Source organism: Pinisolibacter sp. DMC100 (assembly GCF_056313705.1).
In genome coordinates, this window is sequence record NZ_JBQUZT010000001.1 from 224271 (window position 1) to 248280 (window position 24010).

The following is a 24010-nucleotide window of genomic DNA, read 5'->3' on the forward strand; positions in this document are numbered from 1 at the left end:
GTCGCGCGGGATCAACTGTTCGGGAACACGTGTCCGTCATGTCGTTCGTCACCACGACGAAAATCAAAACGACCACGACGACGGCGACGAAAGTCGCCGGCTGACGCAGGCTCTCGACCTCCCGCAGCCCTCTCCCGGCGGGTGACGAGGGCAGCGGAGGACCGAACGGTTCCTTCTTCGACACCCTCGAAAAAGCGATCCCCGAGGTCCTCTCCGTGAAACGGGAGAGTGGTCGTTCATGCGGGGAATCTGAAGATGGGTTACAAGGTCGCAGTCGTCGGAGCCACCGGCAACGTCGGACGTGAAATGCTCGACATCCTGGCCGAGCGCGGATTTCCGGTTTCGGAAGTCGTGGCGCTGGCCTCCGCCCGTTCGCTCGGCACCGAGGTCTCCTTCGGCGACAAGACGCTGAAGTGCAAGGTGCTCGACCACTACGACTTCTCCGACACGGACATCTGCCTGATGTCGGCCGGCGGTTCGGTGTCGAAGGAATGGTCGCCCAAGATCGGCGCCCAGGGCTGCGTCGTCATCGACAACTCCTCGGCCTGGCGCTACGACGCCGAGGTGCCGCTGATCGTTCCGGAAGTGAACGCCGACGCCATCGTCGGCTTCACCAAGAAGAACATCATCGCCAACCCGAACTGCTCGACCGCCCAGCTCGTCGTGGCGCTGAAGCCGCTGCACGACGAGTACACCATCAAGCGCGTGGTGGTCTCGACCTACCAGTCGGTCTCCGGCGCCGGCAAGGAAGCCATGGACGAGCTCTTCACCCAGACCCGCGCGGTGTTCGTCACCGATCCGGTCGAGCCGAAGAAGTTCCCCAAGCGCATCGCCTTCAACCTCATTCCTCAGATCGACGTCTTCATGGAAGACGGCTTCACCAAGGAAGAGTGGAAGATGATGGCGGAGACCAAGAAGATCCTCGATCCGAAGATCAGGCTGACCGCCACCTGCGTCCGCGTGCCGGTGTTCATCTCGCACTCCGAGTCGGTCAACGTCGAGTTCGAGAAGACGGTTTCGGCCGACGAGGCCCGCGACATCCTGCGCGAAGCCCCGGGCTGCCTGGTCATCGACAAGCACGAGCCGGGTGGCTACATCACCCCCTACGAGGCGGCCGGCGAAGACGCGACCTACATCAGCCGCATCCGCGAGGACACGACCGTCGAGAACGGCCTCGCCTTCTGGTGTGTCTCCGACAACCTGCGCAAGGGCGCGGCGCTCAACGCCATCCAGATCGCCGAGGTGCTGATCAACCGCAAGCTGATCACGCCCAAGGCCGGCAAGGCCGCCTGATCGGCGCGACGGCCGTCGACGAGACAGGATCGGCGCCTCTCGGGGCGCCGATCGCATGTCCACCCCGCGCCGAGCACGAGGCCCGTCGCCGCGGCGACATCGGACGGCGCGAATCTCCGGCAACGCCGACGGGATCCCGCCCATGACCGCGAACCTCGACCTCGCCACTGTCCTGTTCGTCCTCAAGACCTCCTATCTGGCGGGTGGAACGGCGCTGGCCTACGTCCGCTGGCATTCACGCGACGGGCTCGGCACCGGCGCCATGGCCGCCGGCTACCTCGCCCAGGCGCTCGGCTCGACGCTCGCCGGCCTGGCCGAGGTCGACCATCCGCACCATGCGGCGCTCAGCCTCGTCAATCTCACGCTCGGCCTCTTCGGCTACACGCTGCTGGTCGTCGGCGCCTGCGAACTGAGCAGCCGGCGGCGCATGCGGTGGTCGCCGCTCGTCCACCTCGTTCCCCTCGTCGTGCTCGCCGTGGGACTGGCGACCGGCTTCCATACGCAGGACGCGCTGCGGGCGACGGTCTTCAACGGCATCGGCGCCGTCGCCTATCTGGTCCTCGCCGTCCGCTTCCGGATGGACCGACGGAGCGAACCGCTGCCGGCGCGCGATCCCGCGGCGCTGGTCTTCGCCGCCGTCGGCGTGACCTGCGCCGTCCTCGCGGTCCAGTTCGCCTCCGGGCGACAGACCCTCGTGATGCCGTCGACCGGCTTCATCCTGGTCGTCACCCTCAAGCTGATGGTCGCCCTCTTCGCGGTGATCCTGGTGCTGGAACGCAGCAACCGCCAGCTCGACCGCCTCGCCCGCACCGACGTGCTGACCGGGATCGCCAACCGGCGCGCCTTCTACGACACGACCCCGGCGGCGCCGCGAGCCGACGATGCCGTCGTCGTCTTCGACGCCGATCGCTTCAAGCGCCTCAACGACGAGTTCGGCCATGCCTTCGGCGACGTCGTGCTGCGCGCGATCGCCGCCGACATCGCCGCCTCCGTCCGCCGCGACGACGTCGTCGCCCGCTTCGGCGGCGAGGAGTTCATCCTCTTCCTGCCCGGCGCCGGCGCGGCGACGGCCCTCGCCGTGGCGGAACGTGCCCGTGCCGCGGTGTCGCGAACCGAGCACCGGATCGGCGATCGGCCGCTCCACGTCTCGGTCAGCGCCGGCATCGCCATCTGCCCGCCCGAGGCGATCGATCTCGCCGCGCTGATCCGCCGGGCCGACGTCGCGCTCTATGCCGCCAAGCACGACGGCGGCGATCGTTGCCGGCTGCACGATCCAGCGCTCGAGGCGGGCGACGACACGACGGCGTGACCACGCACGGCCGCCGTGGCAGGCGCGCCGGCGGGATGGTAGAAGGCGATCGTCTCCGGGCACGCCGCCCCGCGCCGGCCGACCGGAGCGGTTCACGCCCGGAGCCCGCCATGGCCGACTGGAACCCCACCCTCTACGCCCGCTTCTCCGACGAGCGCGACCGGCCGATCGCCGATCTCCTCGCCCGCATCGACATCGCGGCGCCGAAGCGCATCGTCGATCTCGGCTGCGGCGCCGGCGCCTCGACCGCGCCGCTCGTCGCGCGCTGGCCGCAGGCCGACGTCCTCGGCATCGACACTTCCCCGGCGATGCTCGACAAGGCGCGCGCACGCCTGCCCGCCGCCCGGTTCGCCGAGGCCGACGCCGCGACCTGGGCGCCCGAGGAGCCGGTCGACCTGATCTTCTCCAACGCCGCGCTGCAGTGGCTCCCGAACCACGACACCCTGCTGCCGCGGCTGATGGGCCATCTCGCCCCCGGCGGCGTCCTGGCGGTGCAGATGCCCGACAATCAGGACGAGCCGAGCCATGCCCGCATGCGCGACGTCGCCCGCCGGCCGGCCTTCGCGGCGGCCCTCGCCGACGTGGTCGATTCCCGCACGCGGATTTCCTCGATCGAGAAGACCTACGATCTCCTGGCGCCGCTCGCCGCCCGCGTCGACGTCTGGCGGACGACCTACGTCCACCCGCTCGCCGGCCCCGAGGCGATCGTCGAGATGATTTCCTCGACCGGCCTTCGCCCCTTCCTCGACGCCCTCGACGAGACGGCGCGCCCCGCCTTCCGCGCCGAATACGAGGCCGAGATCGCGGCGGCCTATCCGCGCACCGTCGACGGCCGGGTGCTCTTCCGCTTCCCGCGTCTGTTCTTCGTCGCGGTCCGGGCGGCCTGACGGGTCAGACGAAGCGCTTGAGCGCCTCGACCAGCGGGGCGGGCGCGATCGAGGTCTCGCCGCGGAACGGCGCGTCGAGGATGACGATCAGCGCCACCGACAGGCCGATGGCGGCGAAATGCACCCCGACCAGCGTCCGGGTGAAGAAGGTCTGGCGATAGCGCCCGTTCATCACCATGGCGCCGACCAGGAAGCCGCCGATCAGCAGCCAGAAGACGCGCGGGATCGATCGCGTGGCGTGTTCGAAGCGGATCGCACGATCGAGCTCGAGCGCATCGTGGCGGGCGAAGAGCGCGCTGCGGGTCACGTCGCCGACCTTCAGGTCGCGCAGCTTGCCGCGCAACCGGTCGAGCAGGGTCTGCGCTTCGGGTGACAGGCGCGGCTCGACCGCGCCGAGCCGGGGCCATTCGTCGGTCGTCACCACCTCGACGTAGCGCCGCAACAGCGCCAGCGTCTCGCCCGCCCAGACGGTTTCCTGCTCGCCGATGTCACGGGCGAAGGAGGCGACGTGCATGCCCTCGCGCGACACCGCGTCGTCGGCGACGCCGAAGTTCGAGCGCACCTCCGCCACCGAGATCGCCAGCATGAAGGCGATGAAGGCGAGGAGGCTCCCGTGGACCACCTCGAACTGCTTGGAGTGGGGATCGACCTCGTCGAGCCGCCGCACGAAGAGGAAGCGATGGGCGAGTTCCGCGACCACGACCGCCATCACGGCGGCGATCGAGGCGAGCAGCGTCAGCACGACGAGATCGCTCGCCTGCCCGAGTTGATTCCACATCGATTCTCTCCCCCTCGCCGCGGCGACCGGACGGGGTATGCGATCAGGCCTTGCGCTTGGCGGTGACCTCGATCTCGATCTTCATCTCGGGCTTGACCAGACCGCAGACGATCATCGTCGCGGCCGGGCGCACGTCGGCGAAATACTCGCCGACGATCGGGAACACCGCGTCCATCATCGCGGCCTCGGTGACGTAGTAGGTCGCCCGCACCACGTCGGCGAGGTGGAAGCCCGCCTCGTTCAGCGCCTTGGTGATGGTGTTCATGGCGTTGCGGGTCTGCGCCTCGAGGCTCTCGGGCATCTGCATCGCGGCATAGTCGTAGCCGGTGGTGCCGGAGACCCAGCACCAGTCGTCCTGCGCCACGGCGCGCGAATAGCCGCCCACCTTCTCGAAGGCGGAACCGGAGGAGATCAGACGACGAGCGGTCATGGGAACATCCTTTCGATCGATCAGGCGCTCGCCGGGCGACGAGCGAAGAGAAGCGCGATGCCGGCGGCGATCAGCGCCCCGCCCGAGATCCGTTCGACGAGAACGAGCCCCCGGGGCGAGCGCGCGAAGCGGCCGACGTGGGATCCGGCCATGGCATAGAGCATCACGGCGACGAATTCGAGCCCGAGCGCCACCGCACCGAGCGTGACGATCTGTCCGAAGGCGGGGCGGCTCGGATCGACGAAGGGCGCGAAGAAGGCGCCGAAGACCAGCATCGCCTTGGGGTTCGTCGCCGCGGTGAAGAACTCGCGCGAGAACAGCGCCTTGAGGCTCGTCGCCCCTTCCTCTTCGTCCGCGGCGGGCTTCGCCCGGATCATCTCGACGCCGAGCCAGATCAGATAGGCCGCGCCGACGAACTTCAGCGCCGCGAAGAGCTCGGCCGAGGTGGCGAGCAGCGCGCCGAGGCCGATGGCGGCGGCGAGCACGAAGACCGCGAAGGGCGGGAAGCGCCCGCCCGCGGCGAGAACCGCGGTGCCGAGCCCGTGGCGGGCGGCATGGCTCATCACCAGCACGTTGTTGGGGCCGGGGAACATGTTCATGGCGAAGGCGGCGGGCACGAAGATCGGCCAGATTCCGAGATCCATCGCAGCGTCCTTCCGTGGAAGTCGTGTCCAGAAACGTCGAAGGGACGGCCATGGCCGTCCCTTCGCGATCTTCTGCGGCGGTGAAGCCGAAATCAAGCCCAGGGGCGCGCCGAGGCGGTCTTCGCCTCGTAGGCCTCGATCGCCTCGCCCTTCTGCATCGTCAGGCCGATGTCGTCGAGGCCCTCGAGCAGGCAGTGCTTGCGGAACGGGTCGATGTCGAACTTGACGGTGCCGCCGTCCGGACCGCGGATCTCCTGCGCGGCGAGATCGACCGTCAGCGTGGCGTTGGCGCCGCGGTTGGCGTCGTCCATCAGCTTGTCGAGGTCGGCCTGGGAGACGCGGATCGGCAGGATCCCGTTCTTGAAGCAGTTGTTGTAGAAGATGTCGGCGAAGGACGTCGAGATCACGCAACGGATGCCGTAGTCGAGCAGCGCCCACGGCGCGTGCTCGCGGCTCGAACCGCAGCCGAAGTTGTCGCCGGCGACGATGATCTGCGCCTTGCGCCAGCTGTCCTTGTTCAGAACGAAGTCCGGCTTCTCCGAACCGTCCTCGTTGAACCGCAGTTCGAAGAAGAGACCGCGGGCGAGGCCCGTGCGCTCGATCGTCTTCAGGAACTGCTTGGGGATGATCATGTCCGTGTCGATGTTGACGATCGGCAGCGGCGCGGCAACGCCGGTCAGCGTCGTGAACTTGTCCATGGGAAGACCTCCGAAATCCGTTGACCGGCTTCTAGCCGTGTTTTGGCGGGCCGTCAAAGCCCCGAAGGCGGTTCGCGCCGCTTCGACGTCAGTCGGCGACCAGCGCCTCGATCGCGTCCATGTCGTCGTCGGAGAAGCCGAAGTGATGGCCGATCTCGTGGATCAGCACGTGGGAGACGATCGCCCCCAGGCTCTCGCCGTGTTCGGCCCACCAGTCGAGGATCGGGCGGCGATAGAGCCAGATCCGATTGGGCAGGCGCCCGGTCTCGGCCACCGCCCCACCCTGCGGCAGGCCGATGCCCTGGAAGAGGCCGAGGAGATCGAACGGGCTCTCGATCTCCATCTCCTCCAGCACCTCGTCCTCGGGGAATTCGGCGATGGCGATGATCACCTCGCCGGTCAGCCGGCGGAACTCCTCCGGCAGGCCAGCATAGGTCTGATGCGCCAGCGCCTCGAAGGCATCGAGATCGGGGGCCGTCACATGGGTCCAGTCGAGGATCGCGGCGGGCTTGGTCACGTGAAGGTCTCCGGGAGCGAGGCGCGGAAGGCGCTCATGAGGAAGCGGATCTGGTCGGGCGCATAGCGATGGGCACGGCCGACCGGGCAGGCATCGCGCGCCCGACAGCCGTCGGTGCGGCAGAGCCCGCCGGCATGGCTCTCGAGAAAGCCGCGGCAACGCCCGACGTCGTAGGCCTCGCCGGTGAAGGCATCCGCCGGACAGGCGACGAGGCAGGAACGCGTGCGGCAGGTCGTGCAGGGCGCGTCCTGCGGGGCGGCCTCGCGCCCGATCACCCGGTCGAAGAGGAGCGCACCGCGGAAGGCGTGCCAGAGGCCGAGCGTCGCGTCGATCAGCATGCCGGTCGGCGATTGGGCGAGCCCTTCCGCCCGCATCGCCCAGCGCTGGAACGGCCACCACGGCGGGCCGCGATGGGGGAAGACCGCCGCGGCGCCGAGCTCCGACGCGATCCCGCCGATCACCCGTTCCGACCAACGGTCGAGGGGATGGGGCAGCCCGTCCGTCCGCTCCGGCGACGTCGCGAAACCCGCCCAGCCCTCGCGCCCGCGCCAGCCGACGAGCAGCGCCGATCGCGCCGGCCGACCGTCGTCGAAGGCGGGAGCCTCGTCCTCGGCGCCGAAGACCACGACGCCGCGCGGCGCGAGACCGGCGGCGCGCACGGCGGCCTCGGCGCGCTCGCGGGTACGTTCGTCGATCGGATCGTCGCGCCGCTCGCTCATGGCATCAGCGCAGGACATAGGTGGTGACGAGATGGACGAGGAGGCCGATCGCCACGACGAGCGCCAGAGCGCGGCCGATGCGCCTGCCCCAGACCTCGACGGCGTCGTCGGCCGCGGCATCGGAGCCGGCGAAATGACCGCCGACCTTCTCGGCTGTCTCGCGCAGCACCCGCGCGGCGCCGGACGTGCCGATCACCTCGCCGTCGCGCGTCACGCCGGCCAACGCCGCCTCGGCCTCGCGCCGCCGTTCCGCTTCGATCTCATCGCGTCGGTTCATCGCGCCCTCCGAGAGGGCGAGAATGGGGATCGCGCGCGCCTTCCGCAAGGGCGCGGCATCGGTCTTCAATGCGCCTGCGCCTTGGCGTGGGCGACGAGATCGGCGATGTCGCCGCGGCCGAGCTGGAAGTCGGGCATCCGCCCGTGCACCGTGCCGGGCATCGCCAGATAGTCGGCGAGCACGTCCGGCGTCATCCGTCCGGAGGCACCGAGCGCCGCGAAACTCGGCGCGTCGGCCGAGGCCGTCGTCTGGTCGGACGCCACCACGTGACAGGCCGCGCACCAGCGCTTGGCCAGTACCGCGCCGCGCTCCGGCGAACCGTCGGCGAGCGCGGATGCGGCGAGGAGGAGGAGCGTCGCGCCTGCGAGAAGAAGGGTCGAACCGCCGTGGGCCATGATGTCCTCCCGCCGTTGCCGTCCCTGGATCGAATCTAGGCGCGCCGCGGTCGATCCACCAGCGCGGGGTTCTGCGCATCCGCCGCTACCGCGGGAAGCCCGGAATCCGCGACAGCACCGCCGCCAACGGATCGGCGATCCAGGCGCGCGTCAGGAAGTCGTCGTGGACGACGTTGGCCGGCGTCGCCAGGAACCGCACCTCGCCGGCCGAGAACGCCTTCGGCAACCCGTCCGCCACGGCCACGCCGCGCGCCGTCAGCAGCCCCCGCAACGTCGCGTTCGCCGCCCGCGTCGACGGCGAATGGGCGGAGAAGAAGAAGGCGCGTCCCCGCCGGCCGATCCAGTCGGCGAACCGCCCTTCCTCGGCATAGATCCCGTCGAGCAGGATCACCCCGGCGATGCGCTCGCCCGCTCCGCCGCGCTCCAGCGCGAAGGCCGTCGGCAGATAGCCGCCGGAATAGGCGACGACGAAGACCGGCGCCCGCCCGAGCGCCGCCTCGAGCCCCGGTCGGCCCAGCGCCGCGGCCGCCTTCGTCGCCGCCTCGGCGAGGAAGCGGGCGAAGTGGCCGCGCGTCCAGAACCGCCCGGCGCTGCTGTCGAGCGCGTCGACCGCCATCTGCGGCGCGACGAGAACGGCATTGAGCCCCGAGGCGGCGAGCTGGCGCGCGACCCCCTGCCGGGCGATCACGTCGCGGTCGAGGCGCGCCCGGTTGCCGTGGAAGAACACGACGAGGGCGAGCGGCCGCGCCGGATCGAGCCCCGCGGGGGCGGCGATCAGCACGTCGCGCGCGGCATAGGTCGGGTCTTCGAAATAGACCCCGCCGCGCGGCGAGGTATGCCCGCGCCGGCCGTCGCGGACGACGTCGAGGAACGGCCCGCCGCGATCGGGGATCTCGCCGTCGTAAGGAAAGGCCGAGGTCTCGAAGGGCACGATCGCCGTCGTCGCCCGTCCCTCGGCGCGCGCCGAACCGCCCGCCGCGAGGAGCGCCGCCGCGCCGGCGAGGAGCCGGCGGCGGTCGGGCGAGAAGGGCTGCGAGGCATCGACCATGACCGCCTCCGAGGAATGCCTCAGCCGTGGGCGCCGACCGTCCGGCCGACGGCGGCATCGTCGCTCGCGACCGGCGCCAGCACCGCGAAGAAGGCCGGCACCGCCAAGAGATAGGCCGCGCCGGCGATGAACAGCACCGCACCGAGGCCGAAGCTCGTCGCCACGATCGGCACGATCGCCGCGCCGATCACCGAGAAGCAGCCGTTGATGCCCCAGGCCCACAGGAACATCGGCTCCTTGCCGAGGCGGGCGAGCCAGCCCATCGCCGTCGCCATCGGGAAACCCATCAGGAAGGCCGGCGGGAAGATCAACACGAAGGAGAAGACCAGCCGCGCCGCATAGGACCAGCCGCCGATCAGATCGAGGACGCGGTCGAGCGCCAGGCCGTAGACGATCAGGATCGCCCCGATCGCCGCCAGGATCGGCGGCAGCATCCGCCGCGCCCGCGCCTGGATGCGTTCCGAGACGAGACTGCCGAGGCCGGAGAAGACCAGCATGCCGGTGATCAGCACCGAGGCCGAGACCGTGGCGTTGGACAGCGCCAGCACGAAGTTGGCGATCAGCCCGACCTCGACCATGATGTAGCCGAGCCCGAGGCAGGCGAAGAACAGGATGGTCAGCCCCTTGCCGGGATAGGCCGAGAAGATCGTCCGCCAGCCGAAGACCACGGGGAAGGCGACCAGCACCGCCGCCGCGACGCAGGCGACCGCCAGCGTCGCCCATAAGAGCAGATAGCCCCATTCGTCCTGCAGGATCTCCAGCCGGTCGGTGACGCGGCCGAGATCGGCGGGCTTCACGTAGGCCGCGAAATAGGCCCGATCGTTGGTCAGCGGACGGGCGTCGAACACCCAGTCGCGGGCGATCTCGTCCCAGCCGCCGTGGAGCAGCGCGTTCCAGGCGAAGCGCGCCAGCCGCGTCGACGGCATCGCGCCGGCCCCGTCCTCCGGACCCGCCTCCGGCCCGCCGGCCGCATCGGCGCCGGGCGGAGCGTCGGCCGCCGGCTTGCCGTCGCCGAAGATCTGGGCGCGGTAGTCGGCGAGAAGCTTCGGCAGCTCGGCGGTGTCGACCACGAGATCGGGCGCCGCCACCTCGTCGAAGGACATGGCCTTGGAATGCGCCCGGAGCTTCGCGACGTCGGCGGCCGAGAAGCCGCCGCGCCGCCACAACACCGTGGTGGTCGAGAGATAGGTCGAGACCGCGTAGAAGCTCGTCGCCCGGCTCGCCGGCTCGACGTCGCCGGCCGCCAGCGCCAGCGTCGCGTAGAGCTTCAGGACCGACTTCGGCGGCTCCTCCTTGTTCCAAAGCGTGACCGAGAAGATGCCGCCCGGCTCCAGCGCCCGCATCGCCGCGGCGAAGGCCTCGCGCGTGTAGGAGAACTTCTCGACGATCGAGAAGCCGCCGGGGCTGGAGAGACCGGCGCTGTCGGCGAGACTCAGATCGATCACGTCGAAGCGGCGGTCGGTGTGGCCGAGGAACAGCCGCCCCTCGCGGTCGATCACCTCGACGCGCGGATCGCGCAGCACGTCGCCGGTGAAGGTCCGGAGCACCGGATCGTTCAGGAAGGCGTCGAGAATGGTCGGATTGCCCTCCGCCACCGTCACCGTCGACGAGCCCGACGCCAGCGCCACCGCCGTCGAGATGCCGCCGCCGAACTGGGTGACGAAGGTCTTCGGTCGTTGGCTGAGGAGATAGGGATAGACCATCGGCAGATAGCGGAAATAGGCGGTCTGCTTCTCCGGCAGTCGGCCGATCACCCCGCTCGGCCCCTCGCCGTCGACATAGAGGCCGAGATAGGCGTTGGCCGGCATCTCCGGCAGGTTGAAGGCGGCATTGTCCGAGAGGCCGGGCGCGAAGTGCAGGTACGAGCTCGCATAGACCTCGACCCGGCCGAAGGGCGAGTTGCGTTCGAGCACGCGGCTCGCGTCCGGGAACTTGCGGGCATAGGCGACGCCCTTGTAGTCCGAGGTCGCGAGCTTGGTCAGCCCCGCCGCCTGCGGCAGCACGTGATGCCCCACCGTCGCGACGATCGCCAGTGCGAGCAGCGCCCCCGCCTCGCGCCCGAGCCCGAGCGCGAGGAACCACGCGAGCGACCCCGCCGCCCACAGGACGAGCGGCACCGTGACGAGATCCTCCGGCGGGAAGACCCACATCGCGGCGAGGAAGACGAGACCGCAGAGACCGGAGCCGGCGAGATCGGCGAAGTAGAAGCGGTTGAACGACGTCCGCGCCTGCTGGAACACCACGCCGAGGAAGGCGGCACCCGCCAGGAACGGCAGCAGATAGAGCCCGAAATTGGCGGCGAGCCGCCACTTCTGCATCGGGTCCGAGAGCATGAAGATGGCGTTGAACGGCACCTGCTGCGCCGCGAGGTTCGAGGCGACCGTCAGCGGCCCGAAGGCCAGCAGCGCGGCGGTCGAGACGCCGCGCCAGTGCCGGTCGAACCAGCCCGTCGCGACGCTCATCACCGCGCTGGTCAGGCCGAAGCCGAGCATGGCGAGCGACACGACGAAGGAGCCGAAATGCGCCCAGCTCCCCACCGAGAAGAGGCGCATGATGCCGATCTGCAGCGCGATCACCGCGCCCGCGACGAGGCCGACCGCGAGATAGAGGCTCCAGTGTCGGCGCTCGTCGAAGCTCGTCATTTGTTGTGCGTGCCCTGGATGGCCTCGCCCTCGAGCTTGGTGAAGGGCACGAAGGGCACGATCTTGCCGTTGTAGATGTCCGAGCGCTGCACCGTGACCGTGCCGTCGGCAGCGATCTCCTTGGTCACCTTCAGCACCCGCTGGGCGCCCGGCGGGCCGACCGGAATGACCATGATGCCGCCCGGCTTCAGCTGCTGCAGGAGCGGCGGGGGAATGTGGTCGATGCCGCAGGTCACGACGATCTTGTCGAAGGGCCCTTCCTCCTCCCAGCCGTAGTAGCCGTCGGCGTTCTTCGACTTGATGGCGGCGAACTCGGAATAGCCGCGCGCGATCAGCTTGTCGTAGATCGAGCGGGTGCGTTCGGCGAGCGGCCTGATGATCTCGATCGAGAAGACCTTGTCGGTCAGATTGGCGAGATAGGCCGACTGGTAGCCCGAGCCGGTACCGATCTCGAGCACCTTCTCGCCCATCTTCGGATCGATCGTCGAGGTCATGCGCCCGACCAGGAACGGGCCGGAGATGGTGACGCCCCAGCCGATGTCGAGGAAGGCGTGCTCGTAGGCGCGAGCGAGATTCGCCGGCAGCACGAATTCCTCGCGCGGCGTCATGAGAAAGGCGCGCTTGTTGCGGGCCTCCCAGAGATCGCGGTTGGCGATCATCGTCTGGAAGCGCTGGAAGCGCTCGGCGAGATACTTCGGGTCCTCGCCGCGGTTGGCGACCATCCACTGGACGAAGCTCTTCTCGTCGCCGATCGGCGGCGTGACGTTCCAGTCGTAGGGCTTGGGCACGTCGGCGCGGGCGTAAGACCGCAACGAGGCGGTCGCGGCGAAGGCCGCGGCACCGGCGAGCAACGAACGTCGGTCCATTCGATCCCCTCCCGAGCGGCGAATCGCGCGGAAGACCGGCACGATCGCGAAACATTCCTCAGGATGTTGACCGGCTCGAAACCCGTCAATCGGTCGCTGACGCAGCGGTAACGAGTTCGCGCATCTGTGGTGTCCTTGCATCACGACGCACCCGCCGCGGCCCGCCACGGCGATGGCGCGACGCTCCCGCGCGGTGTAGCTTCGCGCGAGATCGAGCCGAGACCCCGATGCGCCTGACCGCCTACACCAACTACGCCCTCCGCACCCTGATGTTCGCCGCCCTCGAGGCGCCGAACCTGGTGCGCGTGCAGGACGTCGCCGAAGCCCACGGCATCTCGCGCACCCATCTGGTGAAATGCGTCCACCAGCTCGGACAGTGGGGCTATCTCGTCAATGTCCGCGGCCGTGGCGGCGGCTTCCGCCTCGCCCGACCGGCGGAGGCGATCACCATCGGCGAGATCGTCCGCCTGACGCAGGAGAGTTTCGGCGCCGGTCAGACCGCCGAGGCGAGCGACGACGACGAGCGTCGGCTCAACGCCATCTTCGACGACGCCAACGCCGCCTTTCTCGCCGTGCTCGACGATCACACGATCGGCGACGTGATCGCCGACGACGGCGCCCTCAGGCTTCTGCTGGGGCTCGGGCCGACGGCGGCGTGACGTCGCCGGCGACGATCGAGGCGATGGTGGCGGCCGCCAGCCGCCCCTCCCAGGCCCCCCACGCGGTCGCGCAGATCTCGCGCAGCCGGCAGACACGGGCGACCCGGCAGGCGCCGTCCGGGCTGAGGCCGCAGGGGAAGAGCTCCGACTTGTTCTCGAACAGCGACACCACCTCGAGCACGGTGACGTCATCGGCCGGCCGGCCCAGACGATAGCCGCCGCCGCGCCCGCGCGACCCGACGAGATAGCCCGCCCGCATCAACCGGTGACAGGCCTTGACCACCAGCGCCTCGGTCATGCCGAGCCGGCTCGCCATCTCGGGCATGGTCAGAGGCTCGCCGGCGCCGCGGGCGCAGGCGGCGAGAATGCGCAGGGCGCCGCTGGTACAGGCGTTGGTCTGCATGGGTCTCGTCCGTCGACGGCCGGAGCGCCGCCCTCCGACCTATAGTCCGCCGCGGCGGCGGCGTCGACAAACGATCCCTGCCGCCGGCGCCGCGCCGGACGGATTTCATCGACGACGGGTCGTGCTATCAAGGCACGCTCCTTTCCCCGACGCGCCGGAACGACGCCCGCGATGCCGACTGGTCCCGAGGCCGCCCGCCCGGCCGTCAGTCCCGAGACGCCCCGCCGCCGGCTGCCGCTGGCCGGCATCGCCGTCGGTCTCGTGGTGATCGCCGTCGCCGTGCCGCTGATCCTGGTGATCCGTGGCGGCTCCACGAACCCGGTCCGCGAAACACCCGCACCACCTGCCGCGACCCGCGAGCCCCCGCGCGCCGCCGTCGCCTCCGTCGAGCGCCAGACCGCCGCCCGCAGGCTCTCCGCCTTCCGCGCCGATCCGCTCGACCCGCTCGCCCCCGTCGACGTGGCGACCGACGGTTTCGCCGAGCAGATCCGGCTCGATCCGCCCTACATGGCGGTCGATTCGACGGTGTTCGACGCACGCGGCATTCGCGTGCGCCTCGACGGCGTCTGGCCGGTCGGCCGCGGCGAGGTCTGCAACGGCGCCGGCGGCGCCAAGATCGCCTGTGGCCTCGGCGGTCGCGCCGCGCTGCAGAACTATCTCGCCAACCGATCGGTCACCTGCCTGCGCCGCTTCGCGACCGCGCCCGGCGCCGTCGTCGTCGCCGACTGCCGGGTCGACGGCGAGGATCTCGCCGAGCGGATGATCCGGATGGGCCAGGCCTTCCCCGCCCCCGAGCGCGGCGACTGGGGCCGAGCGGCGCTCGAAGAGGCCCGCACCGCCCGCCGCGGCGTCTGGTCCGGCGACCACACCCCACCGACCCGCGACCGCGCGAGCGAAGACATCGCCGCGACGCCCCACGACCCGGCGGTCTTCGGGCAGAGCGAGTGACGGGTGTCGGCAGGCCGTCGTGCGGGCAACAAAAAAAGCCGCTGAGACCAGCGGCTCGTCGGGAGAATTGGTGGAGCTGAGGGGAATCGAACCCCTGACCTCTGCAGTGCGATTGCAGCGCTCTCCCATCTGAGCTACAGCCCCGACCGTTTCGGGCGGGGTCATGGGGGACCCCGCGTCGGATGCCGGCCGTTTACGGCACCCGCCCGAGACTGTCAAGCACTCCTCGCGAGCCGCGCACACCGTCCCGCCCACGACGCCGCATGCACCCTCGGCCGACGGTGTCGCCCCGGCCCACCGATGATCCCGCCGAGCGGCCGTCGACGGTCTCGCGTCGGGGCCTGCCGTCGCGAAACCCCGCGACGTCTTGGCAAGTCGGCCCCCCGTCGCTACATCAGAGGCTCGTTGAAACGGGAAACGCGCAATGGCTCTCGTCACGCCCATCATCCTCGTCCTCGATCTCGTGCTCGACCTCTACGGCTGGGTGCTGATCGCCGCGATCATCTTCTCGTGGCTCTATCAGTTCGGCGTGGTCAATTCGCGCAACCGCGCGGTCGCCGCCATCGGCGACGCGCTCTACCGCATGACCGAGCCGGTGCTGGCGCCCGTCCGCCGCTTCCTGCCGAACCTCGGCGGCCTCGACCTGTCGCCGCTCGTGGTCTTCCTCGCCATCTTCCTGGTGCGCCAGTACCTGCGCATGCTGATTCGCTGATCATGGCGACCGCCCCCGCCGCGGCGATCGAGGCGCGCGCGGGAGGCGTGCGCCTCAGGGTGCGGTTGACGCCACGCGCCTCCCGCGACGCGCTCGGGGTGCTGGAGACGCTCGCCGACGGCAACGAGGTGATGATCGCCCACGTCCGGGCGCTTCCCGCCGACGGTGCGGCGAATGCGGCATTGACACGGCTCGTCGCCGAATGCCTTGGTGTCGCCCGATCGAAGGTGGACGTCGTGTCCGGCCACACCAGCCGGGTGAAGGTGCTTCACGTCGAGGGCGACGGTCCGACGCTCGCCGCGGCCCTGGCCGCGTTGGCGGCCCGATCGTCGCGCTGACGCGAACCCACGCGACCATCGCCAAACCGACGGCCGCCCGCGGCCGGCAGCGACGGGGGATTTTCCATGACCGCAACCATCATCGACGGCAAGGCCCGCGCCGAGGCCCTGCGCAAGACCGTCGCCGAAGAAGTGTCCCGCTTCGCCGCCGCCCAGGGCGCCGCCCCCGGCCTCGCGGTGGTGCTGGTCGGCGAGGACCCCGCCTCCACCGTCTACGTCGCCTCCAAGGCCAAGCAGACGGTCGAAGTCGGCATGCGTTCCTTCGAGCATCGCCTGCCGGCCGACACGTCGGAGAGCGACCTGATCGCGCTGGTCGAGGCCCTCGGCCGCGACGACTCGGTCGACGGCATCCTGGTGCAGCTCCCGGTACCCCGCCACATCGACGCCGGCCGGGTGATCGCGGCGATCGATCCGCTGAAGGACGTCGACGGCCTCACCGAGGTCAACGCCGGCCGCCTCGCCGCCGGGCGCCCCGGGCTGGTGCCCTGTACGCCCTACGGTTCGATGATGATGCTCGACTGGGTCGGTCGGCCGCTCGCCGGCCTCGACGCGGTGGTGGTCGGCCGCTCCGAACTGGTCGGCCGGCCGATGGCCCAGCTGCTGCTGATGGCGAACTGCACCGTCACCATCGCCCATTCCAAGACCCGGGACCTCGCCGAGGTCTGCCGGCGCGCCGACATCCTCGTCGCCGCGGTCGGACGCCCGCGGATGATCCCCGGCGACTGGGTGAAGCCCGGCGCGACCGTGATCGACGTCGGCATCAATCGCATCCCCGCCCCCGAGAAGGGCGAAGGCAAGACCCGTCTCGTCGGCGACGTCGACTTCGACACGGCGAAGGAGGTGGCCGGCGCCATCACGCCGGTGCCCGGCGGCGTCGGCCTGATGACGGTCGCCACCCTGCTCGCCAACACGTTGATCGCCGCCCATCGGCGGCGCGGCCTGACGCCGCCGGCGTTCTTCGCCGAACTCGACAAACGGCTGTTCGGCCGCTGAGCCGGCGCGATCAGAAGTCGCTGGCGATGCCCTTGAGTTCCCAGTCGCCGTAGCGCACCGGCTCGGGGCCGTCGCGGCCGCGCAGTTCCTTCGGCGCGGGGGCGGCGGCCGCCGCCGCCTCGTCGGCGAGACGGCGCCGTTCCTCGGCCTCGCGCAGCGCCCGCTGGGCGGCCGGCGGCAGATCCTCGAAACGCGGACGCGCCGGTGCGGTCTCCGCCGCGGAGGCTTCGCCCGCGCTCGTCGCTTCGCTCTTCGGCTGGTCTTCCGCGCCCATCATCGCCTCGGCTCCTTGATCCCGGCTGCGATCGGAGTGATAGCATGGGCTCCGACCGGCGTCGAACCACGCCCGACGCCCCAGACATGCCTCCGGCCGCCCCCACGCGCCGCCGAACCGACGAGATCCGAGCCCCGCATGACCGAAGACGGACGCCCGCGCGCCCCCCGCCGCCCCGGCGGCAAGCCCTCCTCGCCGCATCGCGACCGCCCCGGCCCGAAGGGTCGGCCGCGCGACGCCGCGAAGGGAGAGGCGAGGAAGACCACCGCGCCCGCCCGTCGCGAGGAGCCCGGCGTCGCCGCCCGCGCCCAGGCGGTCGAGATCCTGTCGGCGACGCTCGACGAGGGTCGGCCGCTCGACCAGGTGCTCGACCACCGCTCGACCATCCCGGCCTGGGCCGACATGCCGCCGGCCGACCGGGCGCTCTGCCGCGCCATCGTCTCGACGACGCTGCGCCGCCTCGGCCTCGTCGACGACGCGCTGAAGCGGCTCCTCACCCGCCCGTTGCCGTCGAAGGCGGCGCGCGCGCGCCAGATCCTGCGGGTCGGCGCGGCGCAGCTCCTGTTCATGGAGGTGCCCGACCACGCCGCCGTGTCGATCGCCACCACGCTCGCCGATCGCGACCAGCGCATCCGGCCGTGGAAGGCGATGGTCAACGGCGTGCTGCGCAACCTCGCCCGCGAGCGCGAGACCATCCTCGCCGATCAGGACGCCACCCGCCTCGTCACGCCGCTGTGGCTGTGGCGGGCGTGGTGCGAGACCTGGGGCGAGGAGACGGCCCGCGCCTTCGGCGCCGCCCACATGATCGAGCCGGCGCTCGATCTGACCGTGAAGTCCGACCCCGAGGGCTGGGCGACCCGCCTCGGCGGCATCGTGCTGCCGACCGGCAGCGTCCGCTTCGTGCCGCACGGGCCGGTCGACAAGCTCGACGGCTTCACCGAGGGCGAATGGTGGGTGCAGGACGCCGCCGCCGCGCTGCCGGCGCGCCTGCTCGGCGACGTCGCCGGCCTGTCGGTCGCCGATCTCTGCGCCGCGCCGGGCGGCAAGACCGCCCAGCTCGCCGCCCGCGGCGCCCACGTCACCGCCGTCGACCTCTCGCCCCATCGCCTCGAACGGCTGAAGCAGAACGTCGCCCGCCTGCGCCTCGGCGACGTCACCACCCGCGCCGCCGACCTCGAGCAATGGACACCCGACGCGCCCTTCGACGCGATCCTGCTCGACGCCCCCTGCTCGGCGACCGGCACGCTGCGCCGCAACCCCGACGTCGGCCGCCTCAAGAAGGCCGGCACGGTCGAGGAACTGGTCGAGCTCCAGGGCCGGCTGATCGAACGGGCGAGCGGTTGGGTCAAGCCCGGCGGCCTCCTCGTCTGGTGCACCTGTTCGCTGCAGAAGGCCGAGGGCGAGGACCGCATCGCCGCCTTCCTCGACAGCCACCCCGACTTCGAACGCGTCCCCGTGCGCGCCGAGGAGATCGGCGGGCTCGAGGCCGCGATCACGCCGGAGGGCGACCTGCGCACCCGGCCCGATCTTCTGCCCAACGACGACCCGCGGCTCGCCGGTCTCGACGGCTTCTTCGCGGCTCGATTGCGCCGAAAGGCCGAATGATCGCCGAGGAATTCCGACGCCGGCTTAACTCGCCGTTAACCCAGATGAAGTGCCTTGGATCATGGGGCGAGGTGCCCGGCCGCGAGACGTGCCGGGTGGTCGTGCCGTGGTGAGGTCGATGGCTCGGGCGGGTGCGGGACGAATCGCGGAAATGCGTCTGGTCGGCCGTCTGGTCGCCCGCCGCCTCCTCGCGCCGGCGATCCGGGCGATCCGTGCCGCCCGTACCTATGTCGAGCCCGCCGCCGACCGTCTGACCATCGCGCCGCAGGATCTGCGCACCGCCGATCCGACCATGGCCGACGACATCTACGCCGGCATCTTCGTCTTCGCCGGCCAGATCGTCGAATGCCGTGGCCATTCGCCCTTCGACGTGCCACCGCCGAGCGCCGAATGGGAGCGTGCGCTGCACGGCTTCGGCTGGATGCGCCACCTGCGCGCCGCCGAGACGCCGCTGTCGCGCGCCAACGCCCGCGCCCTCGTCGACGACTGGCTGTGCAAGTCGCAGCTCCCCGCCGTCGCCTGGGATCAGGAGATCGCCGCCCGTCGCCTGCTCGCCTGGCTGACCCAGGCGCCGATGATCCTGACCGATGCCGACCCGGGCTTCTACCACCGCTTCCTCGCCGGCATCACCCGCCACTTCCGTCAGTTGCGCATCCACCGCGGCGAGGAGCCGGCCGGTCTGCCGCGCCTCAAGGTGATGTTGGCGCTGCTCGCCTGCGCCGTCACGGTGGAGAGCTTCCGCCGCTGGGTCCGGCCGCTGTCGCGCCGCCTCGACGAGGAACTCGCCCGCCAGATCCTGCCCGACGGCGGCCATGTCGACCGCAATCCCAACTCGGTGGTCGAGGTCCTGGTCGATCTCCTGCCGATCCGTCAGGTGCTGGCGGCACGCTCCTTCCCGGTGTCGCAGGCGCTGCTGTCGTCGATCGACCGAATGATGCCGATGGTCCGCTTCTTCCGTCACGACGACGGCACGCTGGCACTGTTCAACGGCGCCTCGTCGACCTCGACCGGCGTCATCGCCACCGTCTTCGCCTATGACGACGCCCAGAGCCGGCCGCACGGCAACGCCTCCCATTCGGGCTACCAGCGGCTGGAGGCGAACGGCACCGTCCTCGTCATGGACTGCGGCACGCCGCCGCCCGTCGAGATCGCCCGCGACGCCCATGCCGGCACGCTCGCCTTCGAGATGTCGTCGGGCCATTCCCGCTTCGTCGTCAACTGCGGCGCCCCCTTCCGTCCGATCGGCGACTGGCGGGCGCTCGCCCGCACCACCGCCGCCCATTCGTCGCTGGTGGTCGAGGACCACTCCTCCGGCCGCATCCGCGACAAGGGTCTGCTCGCGCGCCTGCTCGGCCCGGTGCTGGTGCCCGGCCCGCACGCCGTCACGGTCGACCGCACCGAGACGCCGCGCGGCGAGGAGGGCAGCGACGTCGCCGTCACCGCCGCCCACGACGGCTACGCCGCCGCCTACGGCATCCTGCACGAGCGCCGCATCGCGCTCTCCGCCGACGGCGACCACGTCGACGGCCACGACCGCATCCTGCCGGCGGAGGGCCGCACGCCCGCCGACGTCGGCTATGTCGTGCGCTTCCATCTCCACCCGTCCGTCCGCGCCGAAGCGACCGAGGTCGGCATCCGGCTCTCCGCCCCCAACGGCGAGGCCTGGATCTTCGCCTGCGTCGACGTCGTGCCGCAGATCGAGCCCTCGGTGCATCTGGCCGATTCCCACGGGCTGCGCCGTGCCGAGCAGATCGCCCTGACGGTCGAGCCCGGCGGTCCGCGCGAGCTCGCCTGGAGCCTCGTCCACGCCACCCGCTCGCTGGTGCCGCGCCGCTGATCGCACGGTCCACCGCGGAAAAGCGGCGCTTTCGCCGGACGTCGGGTTTGCGGCGGACGCGATTCGTGCTATCCGCCCGCTCGCAGACTTCCGGATCCCGACGACGACACGAGCCGAACGGCACGAGCAACCGTTCCGCGCCTCGCGGATCCGTTTTCGACCGGCTCCGCGAAAGGCCCCAGCGCCCCATGTCGATCACCGTCAAGAACATCACCCCGCCCGACCGCGTCGCCCTCAAGCGCGCGCTGCTGTCCGTCTCCGACAAGACCGGGCTGATCGACTTCGCCCGCGCGCTCGCCGCCCGCGGCGTCGAGCTGCTGTCGACCGGCGGCACCTGCAAGGCGCTCGCCGACGCGGGGCTCCCGGTGAAGGACGTGTCCGAGGTGACGGGCTTCCCGGAGATCATGGACGGTCGCGTCAAGACGCTGCACCCGAAGGTCCACGGCGGCCTCCTCGCCGTCCGCAACGACCCCGAGCACGTCGCCGCCATGGAGGCCCACGGCATCGGCGGCATCGATCTCCTGGTCGTCAACCTCTATCCCTTCGAGGCGACGGTGGCGAAGGGCGCCGACTGGGCGACCGCCATCGAGAACATCGACATCGGCGGCCCGGCGATGATCCGCGCCTCGGCCAAGAACCACGCCTATGTCGCGGTCGTCGTCGACCCGGCCCGTTACGCCGACGTGCTCGCCGCGCTCGAGGCCAACGACGGCGCCACCACGCTGAGCTTGCGCAAGTCGCTCGCCCTCGAGGCCTTCGGCCGCACCGCCACCTACGACGCCGCCATCTCCAACTGGATCGCCGCGGCGATCGGCGAGGACGCGCCGAAGTATCGCGCCGTCGGCGGCACGCTGACCGAGGTCATGCGCTACGGCGAGAACCCGCACCAGAAGGCCGCCTTCTACAAGTCGGCCGAGGTCCGTCCGGGCGTCGCCACCGCCGTGCAGGTCCAGGGCAAGCAGCTCTCCTACAACAACATCAACGACACCGACGCCGCCTACGAGCTGGTCGCCGAGTTCGACCCGGCCCGCACCGCCGCCTGCGCCATCATCAAGCACGCCAACCCCTGCGGCGTGGCCGAGGGCGCGTCGCTGAAGGAGGCCTATCTCAAGGCCCTGCGCTGCGACCCGGTCTCCGCCTTCGGCGGCATCATCGCCTTCAACCGGACGCTCGACGCGGCGGCGGCCGAGGAGATCGTCAAGATCTTCACCGAGGTCATCATCGCCCCCGACGCCACCGACGAGGCGAAGGCGATCGTCGCGACCAAGAAGAACCTGCGCCTGCTCATCGCCGGCGGTCTGCCCAAGGCCGCGGCCGAGGGCATCACCGCCAAGACGGTCGCCGGCGGCGTCCTCGTCCAGAGCCGCGACAACGGCACCGTCGACGGCCTCGAGCTGAAGACGGTCACCAAGCGCGCGCCCTCCGAGGCCGAGCTCGCCGACCTCGCCTTCGCCTTCCGCGTCTGCAAGCACGTCAAGTCGAACGCCATCGTCTACGTCAAGGGTCTCGCCACCGTCGGCATCGGCGCCGGCCAGATGAGCCGCGTCGATTCGGCCCGCATCGCCGCCCGCAAGGCCGCCGACGCGGCTGCCGCGGCGGGCGAGAGCGAACCGCTGACCAAGGGTTCGGTCGCCGCCTCCGACGCCTTCTTCCCCTTCGCCGACGGGCTCGAAGTGGTGATCGAGGCGGGCGCTACCGCCGTCGTCCAGCCGGGCGGCTCGATGCGCGACAACGAGGTCTTCGAGGCCGCCGACAAGGCCGGCATCGCCATGGTGACGACCGGCATGCGCCACTTCCGCCACTGACGCCTCCGGCCCCGCCTCGCGCGGGGCCGATCGTCCGGCGGGCACGAAACGAAGAAGGGCGGCCTCGCGGCCGCCCTTTCGCATTCTTCCCCCGAGGGGATCGCGTGCTTCCCCGAGGGGATCACTTGGCCTTGTCGGCCTTGTAGCGATCCATCGCCTCGACGATCAGCCGCTTGGCCTCGGTCGCGTCGCCCCAGCGCACCACCTTGACCCACTTGCCGGGCTCGAGGTCCTTGTAGTGCTCGAAGAAGTGCTGGACCTGGTCGATCGCGATCTTCGGCAGGTCGGTGTAGCTCTGCACGTGGTCGTAGCGCGGCGTCAGCTTGGAGACCGGCACGGCGATGATCTTCTCGTCGCCGCCGCTCTCGTCTTCCATGAAGAACACGCCGACCGGACGGCAGGACATGATGGCGCCCGGCGCGATGGCGCGGGAGTTCATCACCACCACGTCGATGGGGTCGCCGTCGTCCGACAGGGTGTGCGGCACGAAGCCGTAGTTACCCGGGTAGCGCATCGAGGTGTAGAGGAAGCGGTCGACGACCAGCGCGCCCGAGGCCTTGTCGAGCTCGTACTTGATCGGCTCGCCGCCGATCGGCACCTCGATGATCACGTTGATGTCGTCCGGCGGGTTCTTGCCGATGGCGATGGCGTCGATACGCATGGTTGTCTCCCGAAGGGCGGTCGTCCCGCCCGGTCTCGCGTGCCGCCGGGGAGCCCCTCGACCACCCGGCCGTCCGCACCTCGCGGCACGGACGAAGTCCCGGCCGCCCGACGCGACCGTGTTCGGGGCATCTCATACCCGATCGCGCGGCGCGGCGAAACGTCGCCGTTCGGACGACGTCCAACACTTCGACGGTGTCGTGAGAGGGGCGATCACTCCGGATCGAAGCCGAAGACCTCGACGGCGAGCGTCGTCTCGCCGAGCCGTTCGCCGGTCTCCGCCGCCACCTTGCCGCCCATCCGCTCCCAGAACCCCAGCGCCGGCGTGTTCTCGGCGAGGACCCGGACGGCGAAGCTCGCCAGCCCGTAGCGGCGCAACTCCGCCTTGGCGGCGGCGAACAGCGACCGGCCGAAGCCGAGACCCTGGTGTTCGGGATCGATGTAGAGCTCGTAGATCTCGCCGGCGTGCGGCAGCATCCGCATGCGGTTGTGACCGAGCGTGGCGTAGCCGGCGATGCGGCCGCCGACCTCGAGGACGAGGATCGCCGTGTGCCGTTCGAGCGCGCGTTTCCACCACGTGGGTCCGCGACGCGCGACCATGCGCTCCAGCTCCGTGCCCGGAATGATGCCGCGATATGCCTGTCGCCACGCCGCGTCGTGAACGTCGGCGATGCGACCGGCGTCCGCGACCTCCGCGCGTCTGATACCGATCTGACCGAGTTTCATGAAACGAAGCGTAGCGCGGGTTTTCGGGTCCGCAAAGAGGGTCGATGCGGATTTTCACGGATGGAAGAAGAATTTCTTCGCCGGCTCCCCCGCCCCCTTGAAACCGGCTTCCCGCCTCCCGATCTCTCGTTCCGTTTCGCGGTCGTCGTCGGTCGCGTGAGGAGGTTCTCGATGGCAGCGTCCGAATACCGTCGCGTCTGGAACGACCCCGAGATCCTCGGCCCGGAGGAGACCCGCGAGGAGCGGGTGCGCTCGGGCTTCAGGGACACGCTGAAGCGCGCCGCCCGCGCCATCCCCTTCGCCGAGGACGTGGTCGCGGCCTGGCACTGCGCCCTCGATCCCGAGACGCCGCGCACGGTGCGCTGGACGCTGCTCGCCGCGCTCGCCTATTTCGTCGCGCCCGCCGATCTGATCCCGGACGTGATGCCGATCGTCGGCTGGACCGACGACGCCGGCGTGCTCGCCGCCGCCATCGCCATGGTCGGCCGCCACATCCGCGACGAGCATCGCGTGAAGGCCAAGGAGACGCTGCGGGAGGGGTGACCCC

Annotated in this window: 27 protein-coding genes and 1 tRNA gene; 12 read left to right on the plus strand and 16 right to left on the minus strand. The window is 70.7% G+C overall.

Annotated elements, in window-relative coordinates:
- The first annotated feature begins 255 nt into the window (after positions 1–255).
- The 3 genes from ACT541_RS01075 to tam all read left to right on the plus strand — a co-directional run bounded on the left by ACT541_RS01075 (position 256) and on the right by tam (position 3489).
- Positions 256–1293: an aspartate-semialdehyde dehydrogenase gene (locus ACT541_RS01075; RefSeq protein WP_476133601.1), complete on the plus strand. Its 1038-nt coding sequence runs from the start codon at positions 256–258 to the stop codon at positions 1291–1293.
- 142 nt (positions 1294–1435) lie between these two features.
- Positions 1436–2602 (plus strand): GGDEF domain-containing protein, encoded by a 1167-nt coding sequence (locus ACT541_RS01080; RefSeq protein WP_476133602.1) that lies wholly within the window; start codon positions 1436–1438, stop codon positions 2600–2602.
- A gap of 110 nt (positions 2603–2712) precedes the next feature.
- A complete protein-coding gene (gene tam / locus ACT541_RS01085) occupies positions 2713–3489 on the plus strand; it encodes a trans-aconitate 2-methyltransferase (RefSeq protein WP_476133604.1) in 777 nt (258 codons plus the stop codon).
- A gap of 4 nt (positions 3490–3493) precedes the next feature.
- Here tam and ACT541_RS01090 read toward each other — a convergent pair whose 3' ends face one another.
- The 11 genes from ACT541_RS01090 to ACT541_RS01140 all read right to left on the minus strand — a co-directional run bounded on the left by ACT541_RS01090 (position 3494) and on the right by ACT541_RS01140 (position 12503).
- A complete protein-coding gene (locus ACT541_RS01090) occupies positions 3494–4267 on the minus strand; it encodes a bestrophin-like domain (protein ID WP_476133605.1) in 774 nt (257 codons plus the stop codon).
- Between the two features lie 43 nt (positions 4268–4310).
- Positions 4311–4697: a RidA family protein gene (locus ACT541_RS01095; protein ID WP_476133606.1), complete on the minus strand. Its 387-nt coding sequence runs from the start codon at positions 4695–4697 to the stop codon at positions 4311–4313.
- Positions 4698–4717: 20 nt separating this feature from the next.
- Positions 4718–5341, minus strand: a complete 624-nt coding sequence (locus ACT541_RS01100) for a LysE family translocator (RefSeq protein ID WP_476133607.1) — start codon at positions 5339–5341, stop codon at positions 4718–4720.
- A 92-nt stretch (positions 5342–5433) separates the two neighbouring features.
- Positions 5434–6039: a 3-isopropylmalate dehydratase small subunit gene (leuD, locus tag ACT541_RS01105; RefSeq protein WP_476133609.1), complete on the minus strand. Its 606-nt coding sequence runs from the start codon at positions 6037–6039 to the stop codon at positions 5434–5436.
- Positions 6040–6127: 88 nt separating this feature from the next.
- The gene (locus ACT541_RS01110; protein WP_476133611.1) at positions 6128–6556 is read right to left on the minus strand and encodes a metallopeptidase family protein; all 429 of its coding nucleotides are present in this window, start codon (positions 6554–6556) and stop codon (positions 6128–6130) included.
- A complete protein-coding gene (locus ACT541_RS01115) occupies positions 6553–7275 on the minus strand; it encodes a ferredoxin (protein WP_476133612.1) in 723 nt (240 codons plus the stop codon). The genes ACT541_RS01110 and ACT541_RS01115 overlap by 4 nt, the downstream gene beginning before the upstream one ends.
- Before the next feature lie 4 nt (positions 7276–7279).
- Complete coding sequence (locus ACT541_RS01120) at positions 7280–7552, minus strand: hypothetical protein (protein ID WP_476133614.1); 273 nt, start codon at positions 7550–7552, stop codon at positions 7280–7282.
- Positions 7553–7617: 65 nt separating this feature from the next.
- Entirely contained in the window at positions 7618–7947 is a 330-nt protein-coding gene (locus ACT541_RS01125) for a cytochrome c (RefSeq protein WP_476133615.1), read from the minus strand.
- Positions 7948–8032: 85 nt separating this feature from the next.
- Positions 8033–8995 (minus strand): alpha/beta hydrolase, encoded by a 963-nt coding sequence (locus ACT541_RS01130; RefSeq protein ID WP_476133616.1) that lies wholly within the window; start codon positions 8993–8995, stop codon positions 8033–8035.
- A gap of 20 nt (positions 8996–9015) precedes the next feature.
- Positions 9016–11637, minus strand: a complete 2622-nt coding sequence (locus ACT541_RS01135) for a hypothetical protein (RefSeq protein WP_476133617.1) — start codon at positions 11635–11637, stop codon at positions 9016–9018.
- Positions 11634–12503, minus strand: coding sequence for a protein-L-isoaspartate O-methyltransferase family protein (locus ACT541_RS01140; protein ID WP_476133619.1), 870 nt, complete (start codon positions 12501–12503; stop codon positions 11634–11636). Before ACT541_RS01140 ends, ACT541_RS01135 begins: the two co-directional genes overlap by 4 nt.
- 227 nt (positions 12504–12730) lie before the next feature.
- Between ACT541_RS01140 and ACT541_RS01145 the strand changes: the two genes are divergently transcribed.
- Complete coding sequence (locus tag ACT541_RS01145) at positions 12731–13162, plus strand: RrF2 family transcriptional regulator (RefSeq protein WP_476133621.1); 432 nt, start codon at positions 12731–12733, stop codon at positions 13160–13162.
- Here ACT541_RS01145 and ACT541_RS01150 read toward each other — a convergent pair.
- Positions 13125–13565 carry an Rrf2 family transcriptional regulator gene (locus tag ACT541_RS01150; RefSeq protein ID WP_476133622.1) on the minus strand — a complete coding sequence of 147 codons (441 nt, stop codon included), beginning with the start codon at positions 13563–13565 and terminating at the stop codon, positions 13125–13127. The two genes, ACT541_RS01145 and ACT541_RS01150, sit on opposite strands and share 38 nt — an antisense overlap.
- 171 nt (positions 13566–13736) lie before the next feature.
- Between ACT541_RS01150 and ACT541_RS01155 the strand changes: the two genes are divergently transcribed.
- Entirely contained in the window at positions 13737–14513 is a 777-nt protein-coding gene (locus ACT541_RS01155) for a thermonuclease family protein (protein WP_476133624.1), read from the plus strand.
- 68 nt (positions 14514–14581) lie between these two features.
- Here the strand turns inward: ACT541_RS01155 and ACT541_RS01160 are convergent.
- Positions 14582–14657: transfer RNA gene (locus ACT541_RS01160), tRNA-Ala, on the minus strand.
- A gap of 280 nt (positions 14658–14937) precedes the next feature.
- Here ACT541_RS01160 and ACT541_RS01165 point away from each other — a divergent pair.
- From ACT541_RS01165 to folD, 3 genes are all read left to right on the plus strand, one after another.
- On the plus strand, positions 14938–15225 hold the full coding sequence (locus ACT541_RS01165; protein WP_476133625.1) for a YggT family protein: 288 nt from the start codon (positions 14938–14940) through the stop codon (positions 15223–15225).
- Positions 15226–15227: 2 nt separating this feature from the next.
- Entirely contained in the window at positions 15228–15563 is a 336-nt protein-coding gene (locus ACT541_RS01170) for a DUF167 family protein (RefSeq protein ID WP_476133627.1), read from the plus strand.
- Between the two features lie 66 nt (positions 15564–15629).
- Positions 15630–16556: a bifunctional methylenetetrahydrofolate dehydrogenase/methenyltetrahydrofolate cyclohydrolase FolD gene (gene folD, locus ACT541_RS01175; RefSeq protein WP_476133629.1), complete on the plus strand. Its 927-nt coding sequence runs from the start codon at positions 15630–15632 to the stop codon at positions 16554–16556.
- Positions 16557–16566: 10 nt separating this feature from the next.
- Here folD and ACT541_RS01180 read toward each other — a convergent pair whose 3' ends face one another.
- Positions 16567–16830, minus strand: a complete 264-nt coding sequence (locus ACT541_RS01180; protein WP_476135996.1) for a DUF1674 domain-containing protein — start codon at positions 16828–16830, stop codon at positions 16567–16569.
- A gap of 138 nt (positions 16831–16968) precedes the next feature.
- On the opposite strand from ACT541_RS01180, the gene ACT541_RS01185 reads away from it, so the two are divergent.
- From ACT541_RS01185 to purH, 3 genes are all read left to right on the plus strand, one after another.
- A complete protein-coding gene (locus tag ACT541_RS01185) occupies positions 16969–18435 on the plus strand; it encodes an RsmB/NOP family class I SAM-dependent RNA methyltransferase (protein WP_476133630.1) in 1467 nt (488 codons plus the stop codon).
- Positions 18436–18586: 151 nt separating this feature from the next.
- On the plus strand, positions 18587–20272 hold the full coding sequence (locus tag ACT541_RS01190; RefSeq protein WP_476133631.1) for a heparinase II/III family protein: 1686 nt from the start codon (positions 18587–18589) through the stop codon (positions 20270–20272).
- A gap of 188 nt (positions 20273–20460) precedes the next feature.
- Positions 20461–22077: a bifunctional phosphoribosylaminoimidazolecarboxamide formyltransferase/IMP cyclohydrolase gene (gene purH, locus ACT541_RS01195; RefSeq protein WP_476133632.1), complete on the plus strand. Its 1617-nt coding sequence runs from the start codon at positions 20461–20463 to the stop codon at positions 22075–22077.
- Positions 22078–22198: 121 nt separating this feature from the next.
- On the opposite strand, the gene ppa is transcribed toward purH, so the two are convergent.
- The gene (gene ppa, locus ACT541_RS01200; protein ID WP_476133634.1) at positions 22199–22738 is read right to left on the minus strand and encodes an inorganic diphosphatase; all 540 of its coding nucleotides are present in this window, start codon (positions 22736–22738) and stop codon (positions 22199–22201) included.
- A 212-nt stretch (positions 22739–22950) separates the two neighbouring features.
- Positions 22951–23463: an N-acetyltransferase family protein gene (locus ACT541_RS01205; RefSeq protein ID WP_476133636.1), complete on the minus strand. Its 513-nt coding sequence runs from the start codon at positions 23461–23463 to the stop codon at positions 22951–22953.
- 171 nt (positions 23464–23634) lie between these two features.
- On the opposite strand from ACT541_RS01205, the gene ACT541_RS01210 reads away from it, so the two are divergent.
- Positions 23635–24006: a YkvA family protein gene (locus ACT541_RS01210; RefSeq protein WP_476133637.1), complete on the plus strand. Its 372-nt coding sequence runs from the start codon at positions 23635–23637 to the stop codon at positions 24004–24006.
- Positions 24007–24010 lie beyond the last annotated feature (4 nt).

Bases quoted from the DNA above. Each gene is read 5' to 3' on its own strand.
- ACT541_RS01140 (WP_476133619.1), bottom strand. From the start codon at position 12,503: ATGGACCGACGTTCGTTGCTCGCCGGTGCCGCGGCCTTCGCCGCGACC.
- purH (WP_476133632.1), top strand. From the start codon at position 20,461: ATGTCGATCACCGTCAAGAACATCACCCCGCCCGACCGCGTCGCCCTC.
- ACT541_RS01145 (WP_476133621.1), top strand. From the start codon at position 12,731: ATGCGCCTGACCGCCTACACCAACTACGCCCTCCGCACCCTGATGTTC.
- ACT541_RS01180 (WP_476135996.1), bottom strand. From the start codon at position 16,830: ATGGGCGCGGAAGACCAGCCGAAGAGCGAAGCGACGAGCGCGGGCGAA.
- ACT541_RS01165 (WP_476133625.1), top strand. From the start codon at position 14,938: ATGGCTCTCGTCACGCCCATCATCCTCGTCCTCGATCTCGTGCTCGAC.
- ACT541_RS01185 (WP_476133630.1), top strand. From the start codon at position 16,969: ATGACCGAAGACGGACGCCCGCGCGCCCCCCGCCGCCCCGGCGGCAAG.
- ACT541_RS01130 (WP_476133616.1), bottom strand. From the start codon at position 8,995: ATGGTCGATGCCTCGCAGCCCTTCTCGCCCGACCGCCGCCGGCTCCTC.
- folD (WP_476133629.1), top strand. From the start codon at position 15,630: ATGACCGCAACCATCATCGACGGCAAGGCCCGCGCCGAGGCCCTGCGC.
- ACT541_RS01100 (WP_476133607.1), bottom strand. From the start codon at position 5,341: ATGGATCTCGGAATCTGGCCGATCTTCGTGCCCGCCGCCTTCGCCATG.
- ACT541_RS01155 (WP_476133624.1), top strand. From the start codon at position 13,737: ATGCCGACTGGTCCCGAGGCCGCCCGCCCGGCCGTCAGTCCCGAGACG.
- ACT541_RS01115 (WP_476133612.1), bottom strand. From the start codon at position 7,275: ATGAGCGAGCGGCGCGACGATCCGATCGACGAACGTACCCGCGAGCGC.
- ACT541_RS01135 (WP_476133617.1), bottom strand. From the start codon at position 11,637: ATGACGAGCTTCGACGAGCGCCGACACTGGAGCCTCTATCTCGCGGTC.
- ACT541_RS01120 (WP_476133614.1), bottom strand. From the start codon at position 7,552: ATGAACCGACGCGATGAGATCGAAGCGGAACGGCGGCGCGAGGCCGAG.
- ppa (WP_476133634.1), bottom strand. From the start codon at position 22,738: ATGCGTATCGACGCCATCGCCATCGGCAAGAACCCGCCGGACGACATC.
- ACT541_RS01090 (WP_476133605.1), bottom strand. From the start codon at position 4,267: ATGTGGAATCAACTCGGGCAGGCGAGCGATCTCGTCGTGCTGACGCTG.
- tam (WP_476133604.1), top strand. From the start codon at position 2,713: ATGGCCGACTGGAACCCCACCCTCTACGCCCGCTTCTCCGACGAGCGC.
- ACT541_RS01075 (WP_476133601.1), top strand. From the start codon at position 256: ATGGGTTACAAGGTCGCAGTCGTCGGAGCCACCGGCAACGTCGGACGT.
- ACT541_RS01080 (WP_476133602.1), top strand. From the start codon at position 1,436: ATGACCGCGAACCTCGACCTCGCCACTGTCCTGTTCGTCCTCAAGACC.
- ACT541_RS01095 (WP_476133606.1), bottom strand. From the start codon at position 4,697: ATGACCGCTCGTCGTCTGATCTCCTCCGGTTCCGCCTTCGAGAAGGTG.
- ACT541_RS01170 (WP_476133627.1), top strand. From the start codon at position 15,228: ATGGCGACCGCCCCCGCCGCGGCGATCGAGGCGCGCGCGGGAGGCGTG.
- ACT541_RS01125 (WP_476133615.1), bottom strand. From the start codon at position 7,947: ATGGCCCACGGCGGTTCGACCCTTCTTCTCGCAGGCGCGACGCTCCTC.
- ACT541_RS01205 (WP_476133636.1), bottom strand. From the start codon at position 23,463: ATGAAACTCGGTCAGATCGGTATCAGACGCGCGGAGGTCGCGGACGCC.
- ACT541_RS01150 (WP_476133622.1), bottom strand. From the start codon at position 13,565: ATGCAGACCAACGCCTGTACCAGCGGCGCCCTGCGCATTCTCGCCGCC.
- ACT541_RS01210 (WP_476133637.1), top strand. From the start codon at position 23,635: ATGGCAGCGTCCGAATACCGTCGCGTCTGGAACGACCCCGAGATCCTC.
- leuD (WP_476133609.1), bottom strand. From the start codon at position 6,039: ATGGACAAGTTCACGACGCTGACCGGCGTTGCCGCGCCGCTGCCGATC.
- ACT541_RS01190 (WP_476133631.1), top strand. From the start codon at position 18,587: ATGCGTCTGGTCGGCCGTCTGGTCGCCCGCCGCCTCCTCGCGCCGGCG.